Origin of the sequence: Jiangella rhizosphaerae, assembly GCF_003579925.1 — a bacterium.
Classification (GTDB): Bacteria; Actinomycetota; Actinomycetes; order Jiangellales; family Jiangellaceae; genus Jiangella; species Jiangella rhizosphaerae.
In genome coordinates this window covers 1-23,087 of the sequence record NZ_QUAL01000168.1, presented here as the reverse complement: position 1 = coordinate 23,087, position 23,087 = coordinate 1, and the positions used below count along the sequence as shown (strand labels likewise).

At 72.2% G+C, this 23,087-nt stretch carries 22 protein-coding genes and 1 tRNA gene; 6 read left to right on the top strand and 17 right to left on the bottom strand.

Features of this window, described 5'->3' with window-relative positions; translation table 11 throughout:
- Window position 1 precedes the first annotated feature (1 nt).
- From cysD to DY240_RS17730, 9 genes are all read right to left on the bottom strand, one after another.
- Entirely contained in the window at window positions 2-910 is a 909-nt protein-coding gene (gene cysD / locus DY240_RS17770) for a sulfate adenylyltransferase subunit CysD (RefSeq protein ID WP_119661182.1), read from the bottom strand.
- The gene (locus DY240_RS17765; protein WP_233552782.1) at window positions 907-1,680 is read right to left on the bottom strand and encodes a 3'(2'),5'-bisphosphate nucleotidase CysQ; all 774 of its coding nucleotides are present in this window, start codon (window positions 1,678-1,680) and stop codon (window positions 907-909) included. The genes cysD and DY240_RS17765 overlap by 4 nt, the downstream gene beginning before the upstream one ends.
- A 256-nt stretch (window positions 1,681-1,936) precedes the next feature.
- Window positions 1,937-3,313: an exopolysaccharide biosynthesis polyprenyl glycosylphosphotransferase gene (locus DY240_RS17760; RefSeq protein WP_158602894.1), complete on the bottom strand. Its 1,377-nt coding sequence runs from the start codon at window positions 3,311-3,313 to the stop codon at window positions 1,937-1,939.
- Between the two features lie 266 nt (window positions 3,314-3,579).
- On the bottom strand, window positions 3,580-4,161 hold the full coding sequence (pth, locus tag DY240_RS17755; protein WP_119661179.1) for an aminoacyl-tRNA hydrolase: 582 nt from the start codon (window positions 4,159-4,161) through the stop codon (window positions 3,580-3,582).
- A 30-nt stretch (window positions 4,162-4,191) separates the two neighbouring features.
- The gene (locus DY240_RS17750; protein WP_119661178.1) at window positions 4,192-4,845 is read right to left on the bottom strand and encodes a 50S ribosomal protein L25/general stress protein Ctc; all 654 of its coding nucleotides are present in this window, start codon (window positions 4,843-4,845) and stop codon (window positions 4,192-4,194) included.
- A gap of 187 nt (window positions 4,846-5,032) precedes the next feature.
- Complete coding sequence (locus DY240_RS17745) at window positions 5,033-6,013, bottom strand: ribose-phosphate diphosphokinase (RefSeq protein WP_119661177.1); 981 nt, start codon at window positions 6,011-6,013, stop codon at window positions 5,033-5,035.
- Entirely contained in the window at window positions 6,010-7,464 is a 1,455-nt protein-coding gene (gene glmU / locus DY240_RS17740; RefSeq protein ID WP_119661176.1) for a bifunctional UDP-N-acetylglucosamine diphosphorylase/glucosamine-1-phosphate N-acetyltransferase GlmU, read from the bottom strand. Before glmU ends, DY240_RS17745 begins: the two co-directional genes overlap by 4 nt.
- Window positions 7,465-7,568: 104 nt before the next feature.
- Window positions 7,569-7,641, bottom strand: a tRNA-Gln gene (locus DY240_RS17735).
- Window positions 7,642-7,772: 131 nt separating this feature from the next.
- Window positions 7,773-8,081, bottom strand: a complete 309-nt coding sequence (locus tag DY240_RS17730) for a hypothetical protein (protein WP_147375379.1) — start codon at window positions 8,079-8,081, stop codon at window positions 7,773-7,775.
- A gap of 137 nt (window positions 8,082-8,218) precedes the next feature.
- On the opposite strand from DY240_RS17730, the gene DY240_RS17725 reads away from it, so the two are divergent.
- Window positions 8,219-9,217, top strand: a complete 999-nt coding sequence (locus tag DY240_RS17725) for an acyl-CoA desaturase (RefSeq protein ID WP_119661174.1) — start codon at window positions 8,219-8,221, stop codon at window positions 9,215-9,217.
- Window positions 9,218-9,317: 100 nt separating this feature from the next.
- Window positions 9,318-9,914: a TetR/AcrR family transcriptional regulator gene (locus DY240_RS17720; RefSeq protein WP_407659338.1), complete on the top strand. Its 597-nt coding sequence runs from the start codon at window positions 9,318-9,320 to the stop codon at window positions 9,912-9,914.
- Window positions 9,915-9,926: 12 nt separating this feature from the next.
- On the opposite strand, the gene DY240_RS17715 is transcribed toward DY240_RS17720, so the two are convergent.
- The 3 genes from DY240_RS17715 to DY240_RS17705 form a co-directional block, all read right to left on the bottom strand.
- The gene (locus DY240_RS17715; RefSeq protein WP_119661172.1) at window positions 9,927-10,655 is read right to left on the bottom strand and encodes a hypothetical protein; all 729 of its coding nucleotides are present in this window, start codon (window positions 10,653-10,655) and stop codon (window positions 9,927-9,929) included.
- An 87-nt stretch (window positions 10,656-10,742) separates the two neighbouring features.
- The gene (locus DY240_RS17710) at window positions 10,743-11,777 is read right to left on the bottom strand and encodes a fatty acid desaturase family protein (RefSeq protein ID WP_119661171.1); all 1,035 of its coding nucleotides are present in this window, start codon (window positions 11,775-11,777) and stop codon (window positions 10,743-10,745) included.
- Between the two features lie 70 nt (window positions 11,778-11,847).
- Entirely contained in the window at window positions 11,848-12,615 is a 768-nt protein-coding gene (locus tag DY240_RS17705; RefSeq protein WP_119661170.1) for a trans-aconitate 2-methyltransferase, read from the bottom strand.
- Between the two features lie 105 nt (window positions 12,616-12,720).
- Between DY240_RS17705 and DY240_RS17700 the strand changes: the two genes are divergently transcribed.
- A complete protein-coding gene (locus tag DY240_RS17700; RefSeq protein WP_119661169.1) occupies window positions 12,721-13,221 on the top strand; it encodes a MarR family winged helix-turn-helix transcriptional regulator in 501 nt (166 codons plus the stop codon).
- A gap of 38 nt (window positions 13,222-13,259) precedes the next feature.
- Complete coding sequence (locus DY240_RS17695; protein ID WP_119661168.1) at window positions 13,260-14,513, top strand: D-alanyl-D-alanine carboxypeptidase family protein; 1,254 nt, start codon at window positions 13,260-13,262, stop codon at window positions 14,511-14,513.
- A gap of 432 nt (window positions 14,514-14,945) precedes the next feature.
- On the opposite strand, the gene DY240_RS17690 is transcribed toward DY240_RS17695, so the two are convergent.
- From DY240_RS17690 to trpS, 3 genes are read right to left on the bottom strand one after another with little or no spacing between them, the layout of a single operon-like run.
- Complete coding sequence (locus DY240_RS17690; RefSeq protein ID WP_158602893.1) at window positions 14,946-16,010, bottom strand: YihY/virulence factor BrkB family protein; 1,065 nt, start codon at window positions 16,008-16,010, stop codon at window positions 14,946-14,948.
- Window positions 16,007-16,558: a 2'-5' RNA ligase family protein gene (locus DY240_RS17685; RefSeq protein WP_119661166.1), complete on the bottom strand. Its 552-nt coding sequence runs from the start codon at window positions 16,556-16,558 to the stop codon at window positions 16,007-16,009. Before DY240_RS17685 ends, DY240_RS17690 begins: the two co-directional genes overlap by 4 nt.
- Before the next feature lie 4 nt (window positions 16,559-16,562).
- Entirely contained in the window at window positions 16,563-17,573 is a 1,011-nt protein-coding gene (gene trpS, locus DY240_RS17680) for a tryptophan--tRNA ligase (RefSeq protein WP_119661165.1), read from the bottom strand.
- Between the two features lie 141 nt (window positions 17,574-17,714).
- Between trpS and manD the strand changes: the two genes are divergently transcribed.
- Window positions 17,715-18,977, top strand: a complete 1,263-nt coding sequence (gene manD / locus DY240_RS17675; protein ID WP_119661164.1) for a D-mannonate dehydratase ManD — start codon at window positions 17,715-17,717, stop codon at window positions 18,975-18,977.
- A gap of 4 nt (window positions 18,978-18,981) precedes the next feature.
- On the opposite strand, the gene DY240_RS17670 is transcribed toward manD, so the two are convergent.
- Window positions 18,982-20,301: a hemolysin family protein gene (locus tag DY240_RS17670; protein ID WP_119661163.1), complete on the bottom strand. Its 1,320-nt coding sequence runs from the start codon at window positions 20,299-20,301 to the stop codon at window positions 18,982-18,984.
- 109 nt (window positions 20,302-20,410) lie between these two features.
- On the opposite strand from DY240_RS17670, the gene pgm reads away from it, so the two are divergent.
- Window positions 20,411-22,069, top strand: a complete 1,659-nt coding sequence (gene pgm / locus DY240_RS17665) for a phosphoglucomutase (alpha-D-glucose-1,6-bisphosphate-dependent) (protein WP_233552780.1) — start codon at window positions 20,411-20,413, stop codon at window positions 22,067-22,069.
- Window position 22,070: 1 nt separating this feature from the next.
- On the opposite strand, the gene DY240_RS32095 is transcribed toward pgm, so the two are convergent.
- On the bottom strand, window positions 22,071-23,087 hold a 1,017-nt coding region (locus tag DY240_RS32095; protein WP_199701686.1), incomplete at its 5' end, for a beta-xylosidase family glycoside hydrolase.

Here is a 23,087-nt window from a genome sequence, read left to right as displayed (position 1 = left end):
CTCAGAAGTAGCCTTCCTTCTTCCGGTCCTCCATCGCGGCCTCGCTGACGCGGTCGTCGCCGCGGGTGGCGCCGCGCTCGGTCAGCCGGGTGGCGGCGATCTCCTCGATCACCTTCTCGACGGTGTCGGCGTCGGAGCGCACCGCGGCGGTCAGCGAGGCGTCGCCGACGGTGCGGTAGCGGACCTTAGCGACGAACGTCGTCTCGCCCTCGCGCGGGCGGCAGAACTCGTTGTTCGCGAACAGCATGCCGTCGCGCTCGAAGACCTCGCGGTCGTGCGCGTAGTAGATCGACGGGACGGCGATCTCCTCGCGCTGGATGTAGTGCCAGACGTCGAGCTCGGTCCAGTTCGACAACGGGAACACCCGGATGCTCTCGCCCAGGTGGATGCGGCCGTTGTACAGGTTCCAGAGCTCCGGGCGCTGGTTCTTCGGGTCCCACTGGCCGAAGTCGTCGCGGAAGGAGAACACCCGCTCCTTGGCCCGGGCCTTCTCCTCGTCGCGGCGGGCACCGCCGAACAACGCGGTGAACCGGTGCTTCTCGACCGCCTCGAGCAGCACCGGCGTCTGGATGCGGTTGCGCGAGCCGTTCGGCTCCTCGGCCACCAGCCCGCGCTCGATGGCGTCGGGCACCGACGCGACGACGAGGTTGACGCCCAGCTCGGCGACTCGGCGGTCGCGGAACTCCAGAACCTCGGGGAAGTTGTGCCCGGTGTCGACGTGCATGACGGGGAACGGCATCGGCGCCGGCCAGAACGCCTTCTCGGCCAGCCGCAGCATGACGATGGAGTCCTTGCCGCCGGAGAACAGCAGCACCGGCCGCTCGAGCTCGGCAGCGACCTCGCGGAAGATGTGCACCGCCTCGGCCTCGAGATAGTCGAGCTGCGAGAGCTGGTACTCGTGGATCGTCATGCTGACCTCACGGGTTGAGCGGGGTTGCCGACGGCGACGGCCGCCAGGAGCGCGTCGGCGAGCTCCGGGCGGGCGACGAGCAGGTCGGGCAGGTACGGGTCGGGCTGGTTGTAGCGCAGCGGCGTGCCGTCGAGCCGGCTGGCGTGCAGGCCGGCGGCGCGGGCGACGGCCGCGGGCGCGGCGGAGTCCCACTCGTACTGACCGCCGGCGTGGACGTAGGCGTCGGCCTCGCCGCGCACGACGGCGGCGACCTTGAACCCGGCCGAACCGAGCGGGACCAGTTCGGCGCCCAGGGCGTCGGCGGCCCGCTGCGCGGCGATGGGCGGACGGCTGCGGCTGACGGCGATGCGCGGCGGTGCGGCGGGGACGCGGTCCGGGACGACGGCGGCCGGGTCACCAGCCAGCGTGACGCCCAGGCCGGGCAGCGCGACGGCTCCCGCCGTCAGCTCTCCGTCCTCCCACAGCGCCACGTGCACCGCCCAGTCGTCGCGGCCGTCGCCGAACTCGCGCGTGCCGTCGAGGGGGTCGATGATCCAGACTCGCCGCGCGTCGAGCCGGGCGGCGGTGTCGGGCGCCTCCTCGCTGAGGACGGCGTCGCCGGGGCGCTGCTCGGTCAGCGCGGCGGCCAGAAATCGTTGGGCTGCGCGATCCCCCGCATCGCGCAGCGCCTGAGTGCCCGTTGCCGGATCGTGGTCGCGGCGCAGCGCGAGCAGCAGCGCGCCCGCCTCGGTGGCGAGGCGGGCGGCCAGGATCGCGTCAGTGGATGCCACGGAACTCCTCGAGGCCGGTCTTCGAACGTCCCAGCCTAGGGTGAACCGGCCCCGAATCACGTCCTCGCCCATAATCCGAGACGAAGCGTCCACCATCCGGTCAACCGCACCGGCCCGCCCACCACGCAGCATCCCGAGAAGTTGATCTTGGAGTTGTTCGGCCATTGTGGTCCGATTCGCCCGATTGATGGACGAAGTTCTCCAAGATCAACTTGCGTCGGGGGTGGGCGTCGTTGGCTGTGACGGCCCCGCGGGTTCAGTAGGCGCCGGTGCTGCGGACCACGGCCTTGGCGGTGCGACGCAGCAGCTGCAGGTCGTCGCCGTAGGACCAGTTGTCGACGTAGCGCAGGTCCAGCCGCACCGTCTCGCTCCAGGTGAGGTTGGAGCGGCCGCTCACCTGCCACAGGCCGGTCATGCCCGGGATCGCGGCCAGCCGGCGGCGGGCGGTGCCGTCGTACGTGGCGACCTCCTCAGGCAGCGCGGGCCGCGGACCCACCAGCGACATCTCGCCGCGCAGCACGTTGACCAGCTGCGGCAGCTCGTCGAGGGAGTACTTGCGCAGCAGCCGACCGATGCGGGTGATGCGCGGGTCGTGGCGCATCTTGAACATCGGCCCGTCGCCGTCGGCGGAGTCGAGCAGCTCGGCGCGGCGCTGGTCGGCGTCGACGTACATGGTGCGGAACTTCAGCATGGTGAAGAACAGGCCGTCGCGGCCCACCCGCACCTGCCGGTAGATGGCCGGACCGGGATCGGTGACCTTGACCGCGACCCCGATGGCCAGCAGCAGCGGCGAGAGCAGCAGCAGGATCAGCGCCGCCAGCACGCGATCGGTCGCGACCTTGGCCGCCAGCCGCAGGCCGGTGGGGCGGACCTGCTTGACGTGCAGCAGCACGCTGGAGCCCATGCTGCCCAGGCCCATGCGGTGCGGCGCGACGTCGGACAGCCCGAGGTCGGTGACGAGATCGATGCCGATGTCGCCGAGCATCCAGCTCAGCGCGCGCAGGCGGTCGCCGGTGAACTCCGAGCCGGGTGTGACGCACACCGTGCGGGCCCGCACCCGCTGGGCCGCCAGCCGGACCGCGTGGACGATCTCCTCGTCGCGCAGGGCGTCGTCGTGGCCCGGAAGGCCCCGGACGACGGTGCCGACCACCGGCACCGACGAGGGCGGCTCGGTGCCGTCGTCCTCGACGCAGGCGGCGACGACCGACAGCGGGTGCTCACCGTCCTGGGCGAAACGGTCGAGCGCGGCCGCGACGCCACTGGCCGGGCCGACCAGCAGCGTGCGCCGGGTCGCGCGGCCCAGCGCGCGCAGCCGGCGCAGCTTGCGGCGGACCGCCAGCCGCACGGCGATGGAGCCGCCGGCGAGGATCGCGGCGGCGACCAGGAACGCCGTGCCGAGCACCGGGATCGAGAACAGCGCACCGGCGACGGCCAGCACGGCGACCACCGCGGCCAGCGCCCGCAGCACGTCGAGGTAGGTGTTCCTGACGCCGAACAGCCGGTCCGCCCGGCCGGTCTTCGCGGTGAGCACCAGCGGCCACGCGACCGCCATGGCACCGACCGCGACCGCGACGTCGAGCCGCGACCGGCTGAGCACCGCCGTCACGACGAGCGCGACAGCACCGGTCAGCAAGTCACCGGCCGCGGTGGCGCGGCGGTAGCGAAATGGACGGGTCGCCGGCGACGCCAGTGGACCGCGTCCGTCGAATTCGGACGGAGTTCTCCGCGAGCGTGTGCGCGCGCCAGCCGACAATAGATCGACCGTAGCCATGGCCCCCCCAAGGCTCCGATACCCCCCACCGGCTCATCATCAAGCCGACGAACTGGGACGGACTATACGCGGAAGGGTCGACTGGGACCAGTCGAAAGCGGCGATTTCGGACCCGCGTTCGCGCGGGCTCAGGCGTTGTAGTGGTTCTGCGCGTAGACGAGGCCGTCGACCACCACGGCCTCGGCGGCGTCGGCGGCGCGGTCGACCTCGAGCTCGATGTCGCGCTTCTCAACAGTGGAGAACGGCTTGAGCACGTACGCGGCCGGGTCCATCCGCCCGGGCGGCCGGCCGATGCCGAACCGCAGCCGGCAGTAGTCGCCGGTGCCGATGCGGGCGCGCACCGAGCGCAGCCCGTTGTGACCGTTGTCACCCCCGCCGAGCTTGAGCCGGATGGTGCCGAACGGCAGGTCCAGCTCGTCGTGGACGACCAGCAGGTGGTCGGGGGCGATCTTGTAGAAGTCGGCGAGCAGTGCCACCGGCCCGCCGGACTCGTTCATGTACGTGTGCGGCTTGGCCAGGACGGCGCGGGCGCCGGGCACGCCACCGAGGCGCACCTCGGCGACGTCGGCCCGGAGCTTGCGCTGGGACTTCAGCGGCGCGCCGGCCCGCTCGGCGAGCAGGTCGACCACCATGGCACCGGCGTTGTGCCGGGTGCCGGCATACGTCGGGCCGGGGTTGCCCAGCCCGACCACCAGCCACGCGTCGGACATCGACAGGCTCCCCGGCCCGGCGAAGTGAACTCAGGACTCGTCGGAGGACGCCTCGGCGGCCGGAGCCTCCTCGGCAGCGGCCTCGCCGGCCGGCGCCTCCTCCTCGGTGGCGGCCTCTTCGACCTCGCCCTCGAGCTGCTCGGCGGTCGGCGCGGCGGTGACGTTGACGACCAGCTGCTCGGGGTCGCCGGCCAGCGACGAGCCGCGCGCCAGCGTGAGGTCCTTGGCGTGGATCTGGGTGCCCTCCTCGAGGCCCTCGACGGACACCTCGATGCCCTCGGGCAGGTGGGTCGCCTCGGCCTCGATGGAGACGGTGGGGCTCTCGAGGTTGACCAGCGTGCCCGGAGCGGCCTCGCCCGTGACGTGCACCGCCACCTCGACGGTGACCTTCTCGCCGCGCTTGACCAGCAGCAGGTCGACGTGCTCGATGAAGCCCTTGAGCGGGTCGCGCTGGACGTGCTTCGGCAGCGCCAGCTCGCTGCCGCGGCCCTCGATGTCGAGCGTGATGAGCACGTTCGGGGTCTTCAGCGCGAGCATGGTGTCGTGGCCCGGCAGCGCCAGGTGGACGGGGTCGGTTCCGTGCCCGTAGAGGACCGCGGGAACCTTGGCGGCGCGGCGGAGGCGGCGCGCGGCGCCCTTGCCGAACTCGGTACGCAGCTCGGCGGCGATCTTGACGTCGGACACGGTGAGAACTCCTCGGAAAGCACGGTGGGCGGTCAGCGTCACGTCGGGCTCGGGCAAAGGGCGCGCACCGACTGCGCACCGCGTCGATCACGGTGACAGCAGAGACTGCACCCTCGCCGAGGCAACCCTCGAAGTCTAGCCCCGGAGCTGCCCCGATGTGAAACCGACCCCGTACATCCGAGGGCGGCTACGCGTTGCCGTTGAAGAGGCTGGTGACGGAACCCTCTTCGAACACCTCGTGAATGGCCCGGGCGATCAGCGGAGCGATCGACAGCACCGTCAGCTTGTCGAACCGGCGCTCCTGTTCGATCGGCAGCGTGTTGGTGACGATGACTTCCTTGATGCCGGCCGAGTTCTTCAGCCGGTCGACCGCCGGGCCGGACAGCACGGCGTGCGTGGCGGCGACGCAGACGCTCTCGGCGCCGGCCTCCATCAGCGCCTCGGCCGCCTGCGTGATGGTGCCGGCGGTGTCGATCATGTCGTCGACCAGCAGGCAGGTGCGGCCCTGGACGTCACCGACGACCTCGTGGACCTTCACCTCGTTGGCGACGTCGGGGTTGCGCCGCTTGTGGATGATGGCCAGCGGCGTGCCCAGGCGGTCGGCCCACACGTCGGCGACCCGCACCCGGCCGGCGTCGGGCGACACCACCGTCATGTTCTCGGGCGCGTAGTGCTCCTGGACGTGACCGGCCAGGATCGGCAGCGCCCACAGGTGGTCGACCGGGCCGTCGAAGAACCCCTGGATCTGCGCGGTGTGCAGGTCGACGGCCATGAGGCGGTCGGCGCCGGCGGTCTTGAACATGTCGGCGATGAGGCGCGCGGAGATCGGCTCGCGGCCACGGTGCTTCTTGTCCTGCCGCGCGTACCCGTAGAACGGCATGACGACGGTGATCTGCTTGGCCGACGCCCGCTTGAGCGCGTCGACCATGATCAGCTGCTCCATGATCCATTCGTTGATCGGAGCGGTGTGGCTCTGGATGACGAAGGCGTCGCTGCCGCGCACGCTCTCCTCGAACCGCACGTAGATCTCGCCGTTGGCGAAGTTGAAGGTCTTGCTCGGCACCAGGCTGACGCCGAGGGCGTCGGCGACCTCCTCGTTCAGCTCCGGATGCGCTCGGCCCCCGAACAGCATCAGCGTCTTGGTGCCGGTGGCGCGGATCCCCGTCACGGCTCGTCCCCCTCGTTCTCCCCCGTGGTGTCGCCGGCGGCGGCCTCGGCCGCGGCGGCGGTCTTGCTGCCGGGGCGCTTGCGCGCGACCCAGCCGGCGATGTTGCGCTGGCGGCCGCGCGCGACGGCCAGCTCGCCGGGCGCGGTGCCCGACACGACGGTGGAGCCGGCGGCGACGTAGCTGCCGTCGGCCAGCTCGACCGGCGCCACCAGCACCGAGTCGCTGCCGACGAAGACGTGCTTGCCGACCGTGGTGGGGTGCTTCGCGACGCCGTCGTAGTTGGCGAAGATGGTGCCGGCGCCGATGTTGGCGCCCTCGCCGATGGTGGCGTCGCCGACGTAGGTGAGGTGCGGCACCTTCGCGCCCGCCCCGACCGTCGACTTCTTGATCTCGACGTACGCGCCGGCCTTGGCCTTCTCCTCGAGCACGGCGCCCGGCCGCAGGTAGGTGTACGGGCCGACGGTGGCGTTCGCGCCGATCTGCGCGCCGTCGGAGTGCACCCGCACGACGCTGGCGCCGGGCCCGACGACGGTGTCGATGAGCGTGGTGTCGGGGCCGACCTCGGCGCCGGCGGCGACCTCGGTGCGGCCGCGCAGCTGCACGCCCGGCCGCAGCACGACGTCGCGCTCGAGCGTCACGGTGACGTCGACGAAGGTGGTGGCGGGGTCGATCATGGTGACGCCGGCGCGCATCCATTTCTCGTTGATGCGCCGGGTGAACTCGCGGTTCATGGCGGCCAGCTGGACGCGGTCGTTGACGCCCTCGGTCTGCCAGGGGTCGTCGGTGACGACGGCGCCGACCCGGCGGCCGTCCTGCCGCGCCAGCCCGAGCACATCGGTGAGGTACAGCTCGCCCTGCGCGTTCTGCGTGGTGATGCGGGCCAGCACGGCGCGCAGCACGGCGGCGTCGAAGGCGTAGATGCCCGAGTTGATCTCGGTGATCGCCCGTGTCGCGTCGTCGGCATCCTTGTGCTCGACGATGGCGCGCACCCCGCCGTCGGCCTCGCGCACGATGCGGCCGTACCCGGTGGGGTCGGCGACGTGCGCGGTGAGCACGGTGACGGCGTTGCCGTCGGCCACGTGCCGCTCGACCAGCTCGTGCAGGGTGTCGCCGGTGAGCAGCGGCACGTCGCCGTACGTGACCACGACGACGCCGTCGAGCTCGGGCAGCCCTTCCAGCGCGACCCCGACGGCGTGGCCGGTGCCCAGCTGCTGCTCCTGGACGGCGGTGGTGACGCCGGGCGCGACCTCACCGAGGTGCGCGGCGACGAGGTCGCGGCCGTGCCCGATGACCACGGTGAGGTGGTCGGGCTTCAGCTCCTGCGCGGCGGCGACGGCATGACCGACGAGGCTGCGGCCGGCGACCTCGTGCAGGACCTTCGGGGTGGACGACTTCATCCGGGTGCCCTCGCCAGCGGCGAGAACGACGACGGCTGCCGGGCGCGTAGTCACGCGTTCGTGCTCCTCGGCTTCGGTGGCGGGCTCGGGAACGACACTACCTTCCCGGCCAGGCTGACGAGAACTCGATCAGCACCCCTGCCAGGATGAGAACCACGCTCCGCCGCCAGGGCTCGAACCTGGACAAAGGGCTTCAAAGGCCCTCGTGCTAACCGATTACACTACGGCGGAAAGATGGCGCTCGGCTGTCACATCGCCGCCCGCACGTCTCTACGTTATCGCCTCGATCGGACCGCTTCCCGCAACAGTCGCCCTTGATCATCAACCGTTGGCGACACTATGACGTCGCCAACGGTTGATGATCAAGGCGTTGGCGCGCCCACGGCCCGGCGAAAGACCTCTTCGAGCTCGCCCGGCAGGTACAGCGTCAGCGCCTGCTTGCGCGGCGAGAAGCCGATGTCGAACCAGTCCAGCTCCCGGCCGCTGTCGTAGCGCAGCCGCCGCGAGCCGAAGCCGACGATGCCGACGCCCCACATGGCGGGCTCGGCCCCGCTCACCGACCGCATCAGCGAGCAGACGGCGACGGCGTCGGCGCGGCGGCCGGCGTCGGGGACGGCGGCGAGGAACGCCTCGACGCTGTCGTCGTTGCGGGAGGTCTTCAGCTCCGCCATGCCGGCCATCCTTCTCCTCACCCCGGATACATCACCAGGGACGAAGCGGGTACGGATCGGGAGATCCGGACTATACGACCTACGGCATCGTAGGTTACGGTGCCGTAAGGAAGGTTCCCCTTACAGACGGAGACTCCATGGCTTCCACGGACACGACACGCAGTCCGCAGTCGCCAACGGCGCAGAGCGACCTCCCTCGCGGCACGCTGTCAGGCGATACTCAGACGCTCGGCGAACGCATCACGATCGGTGTCTTCATCGCCGTGCCGTTCGTCGCACTCGTTGCCGCGATACCCGTCGCGTGGATGGGCGGCTACCTGAGCTGGCTCGACGTCGTGCTCGCCGTGGTCTTCTACGCGTTCACCGGGCACGGGGTCACCGTCGGGTTCCACCGGCACTTCACGCACAGGTCCTTCAAGGCGAACCGCGCGGTGAAGAACACGCTGGCCATCGCCGGCAGCATGGCCGTCGAGGGCCCGGTCATCCGCTGGGTGGCCGACCACCGCCGGCACCACAAGTTCGCCGACAAGGAGGGCGACCCGCACTCCCCTTGGCGCTACGGCGAGACGATCCCGGCGCTGATCAAGGGCATGTGGTTCGCGCACATGGGCTGGCTGTTCGACGTCGAGCAGACCGACCAGCGCAAGTTCGCGCCCGACCTGATCAAGGACGACGACATCCGCCGCATCAGCAAGCTGTTCCCGCTGTGGGTCGGGCTGTCGATCGCGCTGCCGCCGCTCATCGGCGGGCTGGCGACGTGGTCCTGGCACGGCGCCCTGACGGCGTTCTTCTGGGCGACGCTGGTCCGGATCGGCCTGCTGCACCACGTCACCTGGTCGATCAACTCGATCTGCCACGCCATCGGCGAGCGGCCGTTCGAGAGCCGCGACAAGTCCGGCAACGTGTGGTGGCTGGCGTTCCTCTCGATGGGCGAGTCCTGGCACAACCTGCACCACGCCGACCCGACCTGCGCCCGGCACGGCGTGCTCCGCGGCCAGATCGACTCCAGCGCGCGCATCATCTGGGCGATGGAGAAGGCCGGCTGGGTCTGGGACGTGCGCTGGCCGAGCCCGGAACGCATCCAGTCCAAGCGCGTCGACGACTACGGCGGCGAAGCCAACCTGATCGCGGACTGACCGGCGCGCGCGTGAGACTCTGTCGCACCACGGGAGCATGATGGGGCGCGTGACCGACGACGTCGCGACCAGGCCGCGCGCCACGCCCAGCAGAGTCCGGATGACCGGCAAGCAGCGTCGCGAGCAGCTGCTCGACGTCGGCCGCGCGCTGTTCGCGGAGCGCGGCTACGACGGCACGTCCATCGAGGAGATCTCGGCGCGGGCCGGCGTCTCCAAGCCGGTGGTCTACGAGCACTTCGGCGGCAAGGAGGGCCTGTACGCCGTCGTCGTCGACCGCGAGATGGAGCTGCTGCTCGACCGCATCACGACGGCGCTCGGCTCGGCCGGTCACCCGCGGGTCATCCTCGAGCGGGCCGCGCTGGCGCTGCTCGACTACATCGAGACGTCCACCGACGGCTTCCGCATCCTGGTCCGCGACTCGCCGGTCGCGCACTCGACCGGCGGGTTCGCCAGCCTCATCTCCGACGCCGCCAGCCAGGTCGAGCACATCCTGGCCGCGCAGTTCAAGGCCCGCGGCTTCGCGACGAAGCACGCGCCCATGTACGCCCAGATGCTGGTCGGCATGGTCGCACTGACCGGCCAGTGGTGGCTGGAGGTGCGCTCGCCGAAGAAGGCCGACGTCGCGGCGCACCTGGTCAACCTCGCCTGGAACGGGCTGTCCGGACTGGAGCACAAGCCCCGGCTCACCGGCGACTGACGGCCGCCCGGCCTACAGGCAGATCTCGATCCCCAGCACCTCGAGGCACACCAGCGAGCCGCCGTCGTCCTCGCCCGGCTCCTCCCCCGGCTCCTCCGGCGGCAGCGAGGGCTTCGGCGTCTCCGGCGGCTCACTCGTCGGCGACGGTTTCGGCGGCTCGGGCGGCTGCGACGGCTCCGGAGGCTGCTGCGTCGGTGAGGGCTCATCGGTCGGTTCCGGCCGGTGGGTGGGCAGCGGGGTCGACGACGGCGACGGCTGCGGCCCGTGGGTCTCGCCGTCCGTCGGCGAGTCCGGCGGCGCGGTGTGGTCCGGCCGGTCGGACGGGGCGTCCGGCGGGGTGGTGTCCGGCGGCGCGCCCGCCGAATCGTCCTCGTCGACGCCGTCGGGCCGCGGCGCACCGGTCCCGGCGTCGGCCGTCGGCCTGGACGGGGAGCCCTGCGGCGGGCCGCCCACATCCGACCGGCCCGCCGTCGGCTGGGGTGCCGGGGTGGCCGACGCCGAGCGTGGTGCCGGTGGCGTCGGCGTGCCCGTGGACTCGCCCGAGTCGCGGACCTCCGGATCCTGCCCCTCCGAGGTATCCGGCGCCCGGTCGCGCCCGGCGGCCGCAGGCTCGCCCTGGTCGGCCACGACGGCGACGACCGGGACGGTGAGCGCGGCGAGCGCCGCGAACCGCAGTGCGTAGTGACGGACGTGGCGCAGCGCCAGGGCGGCGCCGCTGGGCGCTCGTTTGTGTCCCCCCACGAGGAGAGAAGGTACCGTTTCGCGGTCACTCTCCGTGGCGATTTGACGGAACTCGTGCCGATGCGGTGCCGTTTCGCCCGGTGAGCGTCACTGTGCGTGGCTTCGCAGCGGCTCGCCGACGTCGTGCATGTGCCGCAGCGCGATGCGGTACGACTCGACGAGCGTGGTCTCCGCGTACGGTATGCCGAGCTCGGCACAGTGCCGGCGCACGATCGGCTTGGCCTTCCGCAGGTTCGGCGTCGGCATGTTCGGGAACAGATGGTGCTCGATCTGGTGGTTGAGGCCGCCGAGCGCGACGTCCATCAGTGCGCCGCCGCTGACGTTGCGCGAGGTCAGCACCTGCTTGCGCAGGTAGTCCAGCTCGTCCTCCGCGGTCAGGGTCGGCATGCCCTTGTGGTTCGGCGCGAACGTGCAGCCGAGGTGAATGCCGAACAGCGCCTGGTGCAGCACGATGAACGCGATCGCCTTGCCCGGCGACAGCACCGAGAACACCACCGCCAGGTAGCCGGCGAAGTGGGCGAGCAGCAGGCCGAGCTCCAGGTGCCGCCGCTTCAGGCCGGGGTCGAGCGTGGCGCGGACGCCGGCGACGTGCAGGTTGAACCCCTCCAGCGTCAGCAGCGGGAAGAACAGGAACGCCTGCCGCGCGGCGATGATCCGGGTGAGCCCGCCGGCCTTGCTCGCCTGCCGCTCGGACCAGACGAGGATGTCCGGCGCGACGTCGGGGTCGAGCTCCTCGTGGTTGGGGTTGGCGTGGTGGCGGGTGTGCTTGTCCTGCCACCAGCCGTAGCTCATGCCGATGCCGAGGTTGCCGGCCAGCCGCCCGGCGATCTCGCTCGGGCGCCGCCGCCGGAACACCTGCCGGTGTGCGAGGTCGTGCGCCACCAGCGCCACCTGAGCGAACACGACGGCCAAGACGGCCGCCATCGCCAGCGTCCACCAGGAGTCGCCGACCGCGGCGAAGACGCTCCACGCCGCGGCGTAGGCCGCGACGACGAGGCCGATGCGGACGGCGTAGTAGCCGGGCCGGCGGTCCAGCAGCCCGGCGTCGGCGATCTTCCGGGAGAGCCGCGCGTAGTCGCTGCCGGGCCGTGGAGCAGCGGGGATGTCTGCCTGAGTGGTCATGCTCCGATCCTCGAAGCTGTGACCCTCCGGGCGACATCCCGCCACCACCCGTCCGGCGCTGGGGACAGCCCTACCCCGCGGCGCCCTTGCGGCCGACGGCGAAGATGCGCCGGTACGGCAGCACCGTCCCGTGCCGGCCGGGCGGGTATGCCGCGCGCAGCCGGTCGCGGTACTCGGCCACGAACGCGGCCCGGCCGGCGTCGTCCAGGGCGGCGAAGACCGGGCGCAGCGCCGTCCCGCTCATCCACTCCAGCACGGCGTCGTCGCCCTGGAGCAGCTGGACGTACGTCGTCTCCCAGACGTCAGCCGCGAACCCGAGGTCGAGCAGCGCGTCGAGGTACGTCGCCGGGTCGTGCGACGACGGCCAGGTGAGGTCGTGCAGCGCCGGCCAGCGCTCGCCGGCGGCGAGGTCGCGCAGCTGGGCGTGCGCCGGTTCGGCGAAGTTGCCGGGCAGCTGGAACGCCAGCCAGCCGCCGTCGGCGACGAACCCGGCCAGCCGGGGCAGCAGGTCAAGATGGCCGGGCACCCACTGCAGCGTCGCGTTGCTGACCAGGACGTCGAGCGGGCGCTCGGGCGTCCAGTCGCGCAGGTCGGCGTGGACGAACTCGACGCCGTCGGGCGGCGAGGCGGGGGTCGCGGCGATCATCTCCGCCGACGAGTCGACCCCGACGACGTGCGCGCCGGGCCAGCGCTGCGCGAGCCCGACGGTGAGCGTGCCCGGCCCGCACCCGAGGTCGGCGACCTCGGCGACGTCCGCGGCCGGCACCTGCGCCAGCAGGTCGGCGAACGGCCGCGCGCGCTGATCGGCGAAGGTCAGATAGCGGTCCGGATCCCACATCGCGCCCACCCTCGTCAGTATCTTGGTGTCGAGATAAATGAATCAGACCGCTCTCTCGACGTCAAGAAGCTTGGGCAGCGACATAAGGGGCCGTAGAGTCTGACCATGGCGCAGGACGAGGTCGACCGGCTGATCGAGGCGTGGCGGCACGAGCGGCCCGACCTCGACGTCGGCCCCATGGAGGTCCTGTCGCGCGTCAGCCGGCTGGCACGGCATCTCGACCGCGAGCGACGGGCCGCGTTCGCCGAGCACGGGCTGGAGCCGTGGGAGTTCGACGTCCTCGCCGCGCTGCGCCGCGCCGGCGAGCCGTACGAGCTCTCGCCCGGCGTCCTGCTCGGCCAGACACTGGTCACCAGCGGCACCATGACGGCGCGTGTCGACAAGCTCACCGCCCGCGGACTGGTCAGCCGGCGCCGCGACGAGGACGACCGCCGCGCCGTCCGGGTCCGGCTCACCGAGTTCGGCAAGAAGTCCGTCGACGCCGCCCTCGAGGGCCTGCTGGCGAACGAGCGCCGGCTGCTGGCCGGGCTGGGCACCGAGGAGCAGAAGCGGCTCGCCGACCTCCTCCGGACCCTCGTGCTCCCGTTCGACGACGCACCGAGCTGACCGCCCGCCCCAGAGACTTGGTTAGTCTGACCTCGACCATGGGCTCCGCACTGCGCTCGCGCCGCAGCCACCGCGCCTGGATCGTGCCGGTGGCGGCGCTCCTCGTGCTGGGGTCCGGCGCGTTGGTGCAGGCCCACGCCGAGACGCCGGCCGGCACCGAACCGCCGAGCACCGAGGCGCCGGGCACCGTGGTGGCCACGCCGTCGCCCACCGTCCTGGAGCCGCCGGCCGACTCCCCCGTCGACGAGATCGTCGGCGGTTCGGAGCTGGCGGCCACCGGAGTGCCGCTGGTGTCGCCGTCGGCGCCGCCGCTGCCCGTCATCGACGCGCGGGCCTGGCTCGTCGCCGACGCCGGGACCGGCGACGTGCTGGCCGCGTACAGCCCGCACGAACGCCGTCCACCGGCCAGCACGATCAAGCTGCTCACGGCGCTGGCCACCGACGCCGCGCTGGACCCCGACGAGACCTACGTCGCCACCGAGGAGGACGCCTCGGTCGAGGGCAGCCGCGTCGGCATCGTCGCCACGCAGACCTACACGGTCGACCAGCTGCTGCACGGCCTGATCCTCGCCTCCGGCAACGACGCCGCGCACGCCATCGCCGAGGCGGCCGGCGGCCAGGACGTCACCGTCGACAGGATGAACGACGAGGCCCGCCGGCTCGGCGCGTTCGACACCAAGGCGGTCACGCCGCACGGCCTGGACTCCCCCGGCCAGCTGTCGTCGGCGTACGACCTCGCACTGATCGGCCGCGAGGCCCTCGACGACGAGACCATCGCCCGGCTGGCCGCCACGCCTGTCTACGACTTCCCGGGCACCGACGGCGCGACGTTCCAGATCCAGAACCAGAACCGGCTGCTCGGCTCCTACGAGGGCGCCATCGGCCTGAAGACCGGGTTCACCACGCTCGCCGGGCACACCTTCGTCGGCGCCGTCGAGCGCGACGGCCGGCTGCTCATCGCGACCATCCTCGGCGCCGAGGGCCGCGCCGAGGACGCCGCCGCCGCACTCTTCGACTGGGCGTTCGCCGCGCCCGGCACCGAGCCGGTCGGCCGTCTCGTGGCGCCCGACGAGGTCGAGGCGATGGTCACCGACGCCTCCGACGAGGGCGACATCCTCGGCCGCAACCCGCTCGAGGACTACGGCGACGCCCTCTCCAGCCCGGGCGGCAGCTCCGCCGACGTGCCCCCGGTGGTCTGGCTCAGCCTCGGCGCCGCCGCGCTCGCCGGCGGGCTCGGCTTCGCCCTTCGCCGGCGCCGCCCCAAGTCCTCCGGCCGCTACTCGTCGCGCTGACGCCGGCGCCTGGAGACAGTCGAGCTTCTCGTTCGTCCAGTGGGCGCCGTTCGCGGGGTTTGCCGCGTTGACCGTCCCCCTGCTGGGGGCGTGTGCCGTGATCGGTGGGGCGTTGCTGCCTGTGGACAGCGATGATCATCGACGATCGCCTACATCACGAGGCGTTCTCGTGCTGTACCAGGCCTGCATGCCTCGTGATGCGGGAGAACGCCTGGTGATGGCCCGCGAATCGCCGCCAAATCTCACCACGTGGACGCCGAGCGACACCAACGCCGAACCGAGACGCGACCCCGACCCACGGAGCATCCGAACCGGAAATGCTCCGTCGAGCAGGCATGGACCCGCTCCACCACCCATGGCATTCCGGTGAACCGGCCAGACGCCTGGTTCGACGGCCATCGCGCGCCGGCGCACCCGCGAAGGCGCGCGCCGTCAGTCGGCCGAGCTGCGGGCGGCCGAGCTGCGGACGGCCGAGCCGACGGTACGTGCGGCGCGGACCGCCAGCAGCGCCAGCGCCAGGCCGGCCGCGCCGAGGACGGCTCCGGCGGCGACCCCCGTCGCGCGGATCTGGCCGGGCGACAGCACCTCCTCCGGAGCCATGACCCCGCCCGGCCCGTCGCCGCGGGTCCGCGACTGCAGCGCCGCGGCCGCCTCGGCGCGCTCCCGGGCCTCGAGCTCGTCGATGGCGGTCTCGGCCGTCAGCGCCGCGGCCACCATGAGCAGCCGCGTCACCAGGTAGATCCACGCCAGCATGGCCAGCGGCGTGGCGAAGGCCGCATAGGAGTTCTGCGTCGCCGTGCCGACGACGTACTGCACCAAGAACTGCTTGAGCACCTCGAAGACGACGGCGCTCAGCACCGACACGACCGCGAGGATGCGGACCGGCACCACGATGCGCGGCAGCCCGGACAGCATGTAGGCGAACAACGCGGTGCTGGCGCCCACCGACACCAGGCCGCTGATCACCCGGATCATCCAGCCGCCGTCGCCCAGCCCGAGCCAGTCGAGCACCTCGCCGGCGAACGAGATGACCACGACGCTCGCGCCGGACGACACCAGGATCAGCACGCCCAGGCCGGCGAGCACCGCGATGTCGAGGAGCTTGCGGACCACGATGTTGCCCGGCTGGTCGTCCATGCCCCACATGGACCGGACGGCGGCGCGGATGGAGTCGACCCAGCCCAGGCCGGTGAACAGCAGGGTCGCGGCGCCGATCACACCGACCGCCCCCGCGTTCTGGTGGAACTGCGACACGTCCACGTCCAGGCCGGGCAGGTTCTCCTCGACGATGTCCTGCACCGTGTCGACGCCGGACTCGCCGGCGATGGCGCTGACGATCGCCGCGGCCAGCACCAGCAACGGGAACAGCGACACGAACCCGTAGAAACTGGACGCGCCGGCCAGTCGGTTGCCCCGCAGGTCGCCGTAACGCTTCCAGGCCCGCAGCGGGAGGGTCAGCTGCAGCCGGTCCCAGACCGCGCGGAGCCGGGAGATCACACGCGCGCTGCCTCTCCCGTCAGGACGAAGTCGCGCTCGCGCCGCCAGTAGCCGTCGTCGCCGTGCTCGTAGAGACTGAACGCCGACACGTCGAAGCCGGCGTCGTAGCCGGCCAGAGTGTCGAAGGCGTTGTCCATCGCCTCCTCGGAGACGTGGTGGGCGACGGTGACGTGCGGGTGGTACGGGAAGGACAGCTCGACCTCGAGCGGCCCCGTGCGGATGGCGTCGGACAGCCGCTCGCAGGCCGAGATGCCCTGCGCCAGCGCCACGAACACCACCGGCGACACCGGCAGGAACGTCGCCGTGCCGCGCAGGTGCACGCGGAACGGCGCGAACCGCGCGGCTACCTTGTCGAGGTGCTCGTACACGCCGGCGCGCTCGGCGTCGGTGATGACCGTGGGCGGCAGCAGCGTGATGTGCGCCGGGATGGCGTCGGCCAGCGGGTCGCCGAACGAGCGGCGCCAGTCCTGCAGCTCGCTGCCGTAGGGCTCGGGGATCGGGACGGCCAGGCCGATCGTCTGGCCGGCGGGCCGGGGTTGGTCTGTCACCGGGTCACCGCGCGGCGAGGAACCCGACGCGCTCGTACACCGTGGCGAGCGTCGGCGCGGCCACCTCGCGAGCCTTCTGGGCACCCCGGGCCAGGACGGCGTCCAGCTCGGCGGGGTCGCCGAGCAGCTCCTGAACCCGCTGCTGGAACGGAACGACGACGTCGAGCACCGCCGCCGCCACCTCCTTCTTCAGGTCGCCGTACCCCCGTCCGGCGAAGTCCTGCTCGATCTGGGCGACCGAGCGACCGCTGAACGCAGACAGGATAGTGATCAGATTGGTGACGCCGGGCTTGTTCTGCGCATCGGCCACGACCTCGCGCCCGGTGTCTGTGACGGCGCTCTTGATGCGCTTCTCGATGGTCTTGGGCGAGTCGAGCAGCTCGATGAGGCCCGACCCGGCGACGCTCTTGCTCATCTTGGCCGTGGGGTCCTGCAGGTCGTAGATCTTCGCCGTCGCCTCGGGGATGTACGCCTTGGGCAGCACGAACGTGTCGCCGAACCGGGAGTTGAACCGGCCGCCGAGGTCGCGGGTGAGCTCGATGTGCTGGCGCTGGTCCTCGCCCACCGGCACTTGGTCGGCGTTGTAGAGCAGGATGTCGGCGGCCTGCAGGATCGGGTAGGTGAACAGCCCGACGGTGGTGCTGTCGGCACCCGCGCGGGCGGACTTGTCCTTGAACTGGGTCATCCGGCTGGCCTCGCCGAAACCGGTGATGCAGCTGAGCACCCAGGCCAGCTGGGCGTGTTCGGGCACGTGGCTCTGCACGAACAGGGTGCTGCGCTCCGGGTCGACACCGCCGGCGAGGTACTGGGCCGCGGTGACGCGGGTGCGCTCGCGCAGCTGGGCGGGGTCGTGTCCGGCGGTGATGGCGTGGAGGTCGACGACGCAGTAGAAGGCGTCGTGGTCGTCCTGCAGGGCCACCCATTGCCGCAGCGCCCCGAGGTAGTTGCCCAGGTGCAGCGACGCGTTGGTCGGCTGCATCCCGGAGAGCACACGTGGGCGGCGACTGTTGGTCATACGGTCATTCTGTCAGTCACCGCGCCGCGGGACACGCCGGTGCACCCCTTCGCGCCGCGGGCACCCCATGCGCGCCGGGTGCGGCGCCGGTGCCTAGCATGAGTCGCCGGCACTCACCGCCGGACGAGGGGATCCCGCCGCATGACCGCCATCCAGACCGCCGAGGTCGTCGTCACGAGCCCGGATCGCAACTTCGTGACCCTCAAGCTGACCACCGACGACGGCCTGACCGGGCTCGGCGACGCGACCCTGAACGGCCGCGAGCTGACCGTCGTGTCCTACCTGCGCGACCACGTCGTGCCACTGCTGATCGGCCGCGACCCGCACCGCATCGAGGACACCTGGCAGTTCCTGTACCGCAGCGCGTACTGGCGACGCGGCCCCGTCACGATGGCCGCCATCGCGGCGGTCGACGTCGCGTTGTGGGACATCAAGGCCAAGGCCGCCGGAATGCCGCTCTACCAGCTGCTCGGCGGCGCCTCGCGGACCGGGCTGCTCGCCTACGGCCACGCGTCCGGCCGCGACCTGCCGGAGCTGTTCGACAGCATCCGCGACCACCTCGAGCAGGGCTACCGGGCGATCCGCGTCCAGAGCGGTGTGCCGGGCCTGAAGACGATCTACGGCGTCGCCTCGGCCCCGCGCGCCGACATCGCGACCGGCGCGGCGGACGCGCCCGGCGGCGGCCGGTACGACTACGAGCCGGCCAGCCGCGGCGCGTACCCGCAGGAGGAGGACTGGGACACCCGGTCGTACCTGCGGCACCTGCCGACGGTGTTCGACGCCGTGCGCAACGAGTTCGGGCCGGAGCTGCCGCTGCTGCACGACGGCCACCACCGCATGACGCCGATCCAGGCGGCGAAGCTGGGCAAGAGCCTGGAGCCGTACGACCTGTTCTGGCTGGAGGACTGCACGCCCGCCGAGAACCAGCAGGGCCTGCGGCTGGTCCGCCAGCACACGACGACGCCGCTGGCCATCGGCGAGATCTTCAACACCGTCTGGGACTACCAGACGCTGGTCACCGAGCAGCTCATCGACTACGTCCGCAGCGCCGTCACGCACACCGGCGGCATCACCCACCTGCGCAAGATCCTCGACTTCGCCGCGCAGTACCAGATCAAGTCCGGCATGCACGGGCCCACCGACATCTCACCCGTCGGCATGGCCGCCGCTCTGCACCTGGGCCTGGCGATCCACAACTTCGGCATCCAGGAGTACATGAAGCACGGCGCGAAGACCGACCAGGTGTTCCAGCAGACGTTCACCTGGAAGGACGGCTTCCTGCACCCCGGGGACGCGCCCGGCCTCGGCGTCACCCTCGACGTCGACGAGGCCGGGAAGTACCCCTACGAGCAGGCCTACCTGCCGTACAACCGCCTCGCCGACGGCACCGTGCACGACTGGTGACGGCTCAGCCGGCGACAGGCGGGACGGTCTCGACGGGCGGCGGCTCGGGCCGCGGGTGGACGCGCAGCCGCGACGCGCGCCGTCCGTCCAGCGCGACCACCTCGATGCGCACGCCGTCGTAGTCGACGACGTCGCCCGGCGACGGCAGCCGGCCGAGCCGGGCGACCACGAAGCCGGCCACGGTCTCGTAGGGCCCGTCGGGCAGCTCGACGCCGGTGCGCTCGGCGAAGTCGCCGATGTTGAGCATGCCGTCGACGTCGACCACGCCGCCGGCCGCGGCCGACACGGGCAGCTCGTCGGTGTCGTACTCGTCGCGGATCTCGCCGACCAGCTCCTCGACGAGGTCCTCGAGCGTGACGATGCCGGCGGTGCCGCCGTACTCGTCGACGACGACGGCCAGGTGCGAGCCCTGCCGGCGCATCTCCGTCATCGCCGGCAGCACCCGCTTGGTGCCGGGCAGCACGAGCACGTCGCGGACCAGCTCGCCGACCCGGATGCTGCGGCCGGACATCTCCGGGTCGAACAGGTCGCGCACGTGCACGAAGCCCACGACGTCGTCCGTCGACGTGCCGACGACGGGGTAGCGCGAGTGCGGCATCGTCGAGGCCAGCTTGACCGCCTTGAACACGGGCAGGTCGGCCTCGAGGAAGTCGACCTCGGTGCGCGGCCGCATGACCTCGCGGACCTGGCGGTCGCCGACGTCGAGCACGTCGCCGACGATGCGCCGCTCCTCCTCGCCGAGGCCCTCGTGGCCGGAGACCAGCTCGCGCAGCTCCTCGTCGCTGATCTCCTCGCGCTGCGCCGAGGGGTCGCCGCCGAGCATCCGCACGACGACGTCGGTCGACCTGGACAGGAACCAGATGACCGGACGCATGAGCGTGGCGAAGCGGTCCAGCGGCGGGGCCACCGCCAGCGAGACGCCGGCGGCGCGCTGCAGGGCGATGCGCTTGGGGACCAGCTCACCCAGCACCAGCGACAGGTAGGCGATGAACAGCGTGAGCACGATGAACGCGACGGTGTCGGCGGCGCCGCCGGGCAGTCCCCAGTCCTCGAGGACGGGCGCGAGGTCGGGGGCCAGCGTGGAGGCGCCGTAGGCGGCGGAGAAGAAGCCGGCGACGGTGACGCCGATCTGCACGGCGGAGAGGAACCGGTTGGGGTTGCGGGCCAGCTCGGAGACCCGCTCGCCGCGGCGGCCCTGCTGGGCCAGCTGGGCCAGCTGGCTCTCGCGCAGCGAGACCAGCGCCAGCTCGGTGGCCGCGAACACGCCGCCGATGAGGATGAAGACGAGGACGAGGCCCAGGTTGAGGAGGGTGCCCTGGTTCACGGGAGGGACACCTGCACCCTATGTCGGCCGGGTGTGCTGTCGTTCATCGGAGCATCCTAAGGCTGTGCCGGGTATGGAGGACGTACCCGAGCCGCGAGAGGATGACACGGTGACGAACCACCCGCGAGCGGGTCAGCCCGCCACCCCCGAGGACCTCGTCGACATCGCCCAGCTGGTGCGGGCGTACTACACCACCCACCCCGACCCCGCCGATCCCGGCCAGCGGGTCGCGTTCGGCACGTCCGGCCATCGCGGCTCGTCGCTGGCCGCGGCGTTCAACGACGACCACATCGCCGCCACATCGCAGGCGATCTGCGACTACCGGGCCGCCAACGGCATCGACGGGCCGCTCTTCCTCGGCAAGGACACCCACGCGCTGTCCGAGCCGGCGTGGGCGACGGCGGTCGAGGTGTTCGCCGCCAACGACGTGACGCTGCTGGTCGACGCCGCCGACCGCTACACCCCCACGCCGGCGGTGTCGCACGCGATCCTCACCTACAACTCCGTGCCGGGGGCGCGCCGGGCCGACGGCGTCGTCGTCACCCCATCGCACAACCCGCCCTGGGACGGCGGCTTCAAGTACAACCCGCCGGACGGCGGTCCGGCCGGCTCGGAGATCACCGGCGCCATCCAGGACGCCGCCAACCAGTACCTCGAGCACGGGCTGCACGGCGTGCGGCGCATGCACCTCGCCTCGGCGCGGGCGGCCGACACCACCGCCACCTACGACTTCCTCGGCGCGTACGTCGACGACCTGCCGTCGGTCGTCGACGTCGGCGCCATTCGCGACGCCGGGGTACGCATCGGCGCCGACCCGCTCGGCGGCGCGTCGGTCGACTACTGGGCGGCCATCGCCGAGCGGCACGGCCTCGATCTCACGGTCGTCAACCCGCTGGTCGACCCGACGTGGCGGTTCATGACGCTGGACTGGGACGGCAGGATCCGCATGGACTGCTCGTCGCCGTACGCCATGGCGTCGCTGATCTCGCGGCTCGCCGACGGCGCGGAGTTCGCCGTCGCGACGGGCAACGACGCCGACGCCGATCGGCACGGCATCGTCACGCCCGACGGCGGGCTGCTCAACCCCAACCACTACCTCGCCGTCGCCATCGACTACCTCTACCGCCACCGCGCCGACTGGCCCGGCGCCGCCGCCGTCGGCAAGACGCTGGTCAGCTCGTCGATGATCGACCGCGTGGCGGCGTCGCTGGGCCGGCCGCTGCTGGAGGTGCCGGTCGGGTTCAAGTGGTTCGTGCCCGGCCTGGTCGACTCGTCGGTCGGCTTCGGCGGCGAGGAGTCCGCGGGCGCGTCGTTCCTGCGCCGCGACGGCCGGGTCTGGACCACCGACAAGGACGGCATCATCGCCTGCCTGCTGGCCGCGGAGATCATCGCCGTGACGGGGTCGACGCCGAGCGAGCACTACCGCCGGCTGACGTCGTCGTTCGGCGACCCCGTGTACGCCCGGGTCGACGCGCCGGCCTCCCGCGAGCAGAAGAAGGCGCTCGGCGCGCTGTCGCCGGACCAGGTGACGGCGACCGAGCTGGCCGGTGAGCCGATCACCGCGAAGCTGACCAGGGCGCCGGGCAACGACGCGCCGATCGGCGGGCTGAAGGTGGTGACGGAGTCCGGCTGGTTCGCGGCGCGTCCGTCCGGCACCGAGGACGTGTACAAGATCTACGCCGAGAGCTTCCAGGGTCCGGACCACCTCGCCCGCATCCAGGCCGAGGCGCGCGCCGTCGTCGACGACGTGCTCGCCTCGGCGTCGTAGCTCACCTCCGGTAGACGCGCAGGTAGTCGAAGCTCGCCTCCACCGGCTCGCCGCCGTGCGCCGCGAGGCCGAGCCGCAGCTCCGCGTCGGCGGGCAGGGTGTGGGTGGTCGACCACGTCCAGTGCTCGCCGTCGGGGCTGCTGGCCGCGCGCAGCAGGTGCGCGCCGGTGTCCGGGTCGCGGCGATGGTGCAGCCGCAGCCAGGTCGTGGGCTCGCCCGCGCCGAACGTGGCGGAGTTGGCGACCGTCCGCGTGCCGTACGGCATCTCCTTCTGGAACGTGGTGAGCACGGGCTCGCCGTGGCCGCGCACCGCCAGCCGCAGGTAGTGGTCGTCGCCGGCGTAGGCGATCAGGCCGGCCTGCGGGTAGCCGTCGGGGCGGCCGAAGTCGGCGGTCACGGCGGTCTCGGCCATCCACTCGTCGTCCGGGACGTCGCGCAGCAGCACCGACGCGGAATTGCTCGCGCCGGTGAGGTCGGCGTCCTGCACGGTGAACCGCAGCCGGCCGTCGACGACCTCGGCGGCCGGTTCGCGCAGCCAGGTCCAGCCGTCGCCGAGGCCGCCGTCGAACTCGTCGCCGTACGCGGGGTCGGCCGGGCCGGGCACCGGGTCCGGGACGACGTCGGTCCGCGGCAGGTACAGCGGCGCCGCGGTGACGTCGTCGAAGCCGGCGCCGCCGGCCGACACGAGCGACAGGCGCGCCGGGGTCGCGGCACCCGTAGTCGCGCGCACCGTCGCCACGGGGTCGCCCTGCCCGGCCGCGGAGACCGTGATGACGACCGCTCCGCCGCGCCGGCGCAGCTCGAGCTCGTGCCAGCTCCCGGTGTCGAACGACGAGGGCAGCGCGGCCGCCGCGGTGCGCACCCAGGCGCCGGCCCGCGAGCCGCGTGCCAGCAGGACCAGCTCGCCACCGTCGAGGACCGCGCGGACGCCGTCGCCTCCGGAGCCGGTCAGCGCCAGCCCGGCGCCGTCGCCGCGGACCGCCGCGCGGGCCCGTACGTCGCCGCGCAGCACGGTCCG

Excerpts from the sequence above, each read along its gene's own strand:
- cysD (WP_119661182.1), bottom strand. The coding sequence starts at position 910 with ATGACGATCCACGAGTACCAGCTCTCGCAGCTCGACTATCTCGAGGCC.
- pth (WP_119661179.1), bottom strand. The coding sequence starts at position 4,161 with ATGTCCGACGCGTGGCTGGTGGTCGGGCTGGGCAACCCCGGCCCGACG.
- DY240_RS17730 (WP_147375379.1), bottom strand. The coding sequence starts at position 8,081 with ATGGCGGAGCTGAAGACCTCCCGCAACGACGACAGCGTCGAGGCGTTC.
- DY240_RS17725 (WP_119661174.1), top strand. The coding sequence starts at position 8,219 with ATGGCTTCCACGGACACGACACGCAGTCCGCAGTCGCCAACGGCGCAG.
- DY240_RS17720 (WP_407659338.1), top strand. The coding sequence starts at position 9,318 with ATGACCGGCAAGCAGCGTCGCGAGCAGCTGCTCGACGTCGGCCGCGCG.
- DY240_RS17710 (WP_119661171.1), bottom strand. The coding sequence starts at position 11,777 with ATGACCACTCAGGCAGACATCCCCGCTGCTCCACGGCCCGGCAGCGAC.
- DY240_RS17705 (WP_119661170.1), bottom strand. The coding sequence starts at position 12,615 with ATGTGGGATCCGGACCGCTATCTGACCTTCGCCGATCAGCGCGCGCGG.
- DY240_RS17700 (WP_119661169.1), top strand. The coding sequence starts at position 12,721 with ATGGCGCAGGACGAGGTCGACCGGCTGATCGAGGCGTGGCGGCACGAG.
- DY240_RS17695 (WP_119661168.1), top strand. The coding sequence starts at position 13,260 with ATGGGCTCCGCACTGCGCTCGCGCCGCAGCCACCGCGCCTGGATCGTG.
- trpS (WP_119661165.1), bottom strand. The coding sequence starts at position 17,573 with ATGACCAACAGTCGCCGCCCACGTGTGCTCTCCGGGATGCAGCCGACC.
- manD (WP_119661164.1), top strand. The coding sequence starts at position 17,715 with ATGACCGCCATCCAGACCGCCGAGGTCGTCGTCACGAGCCCGGATCGC.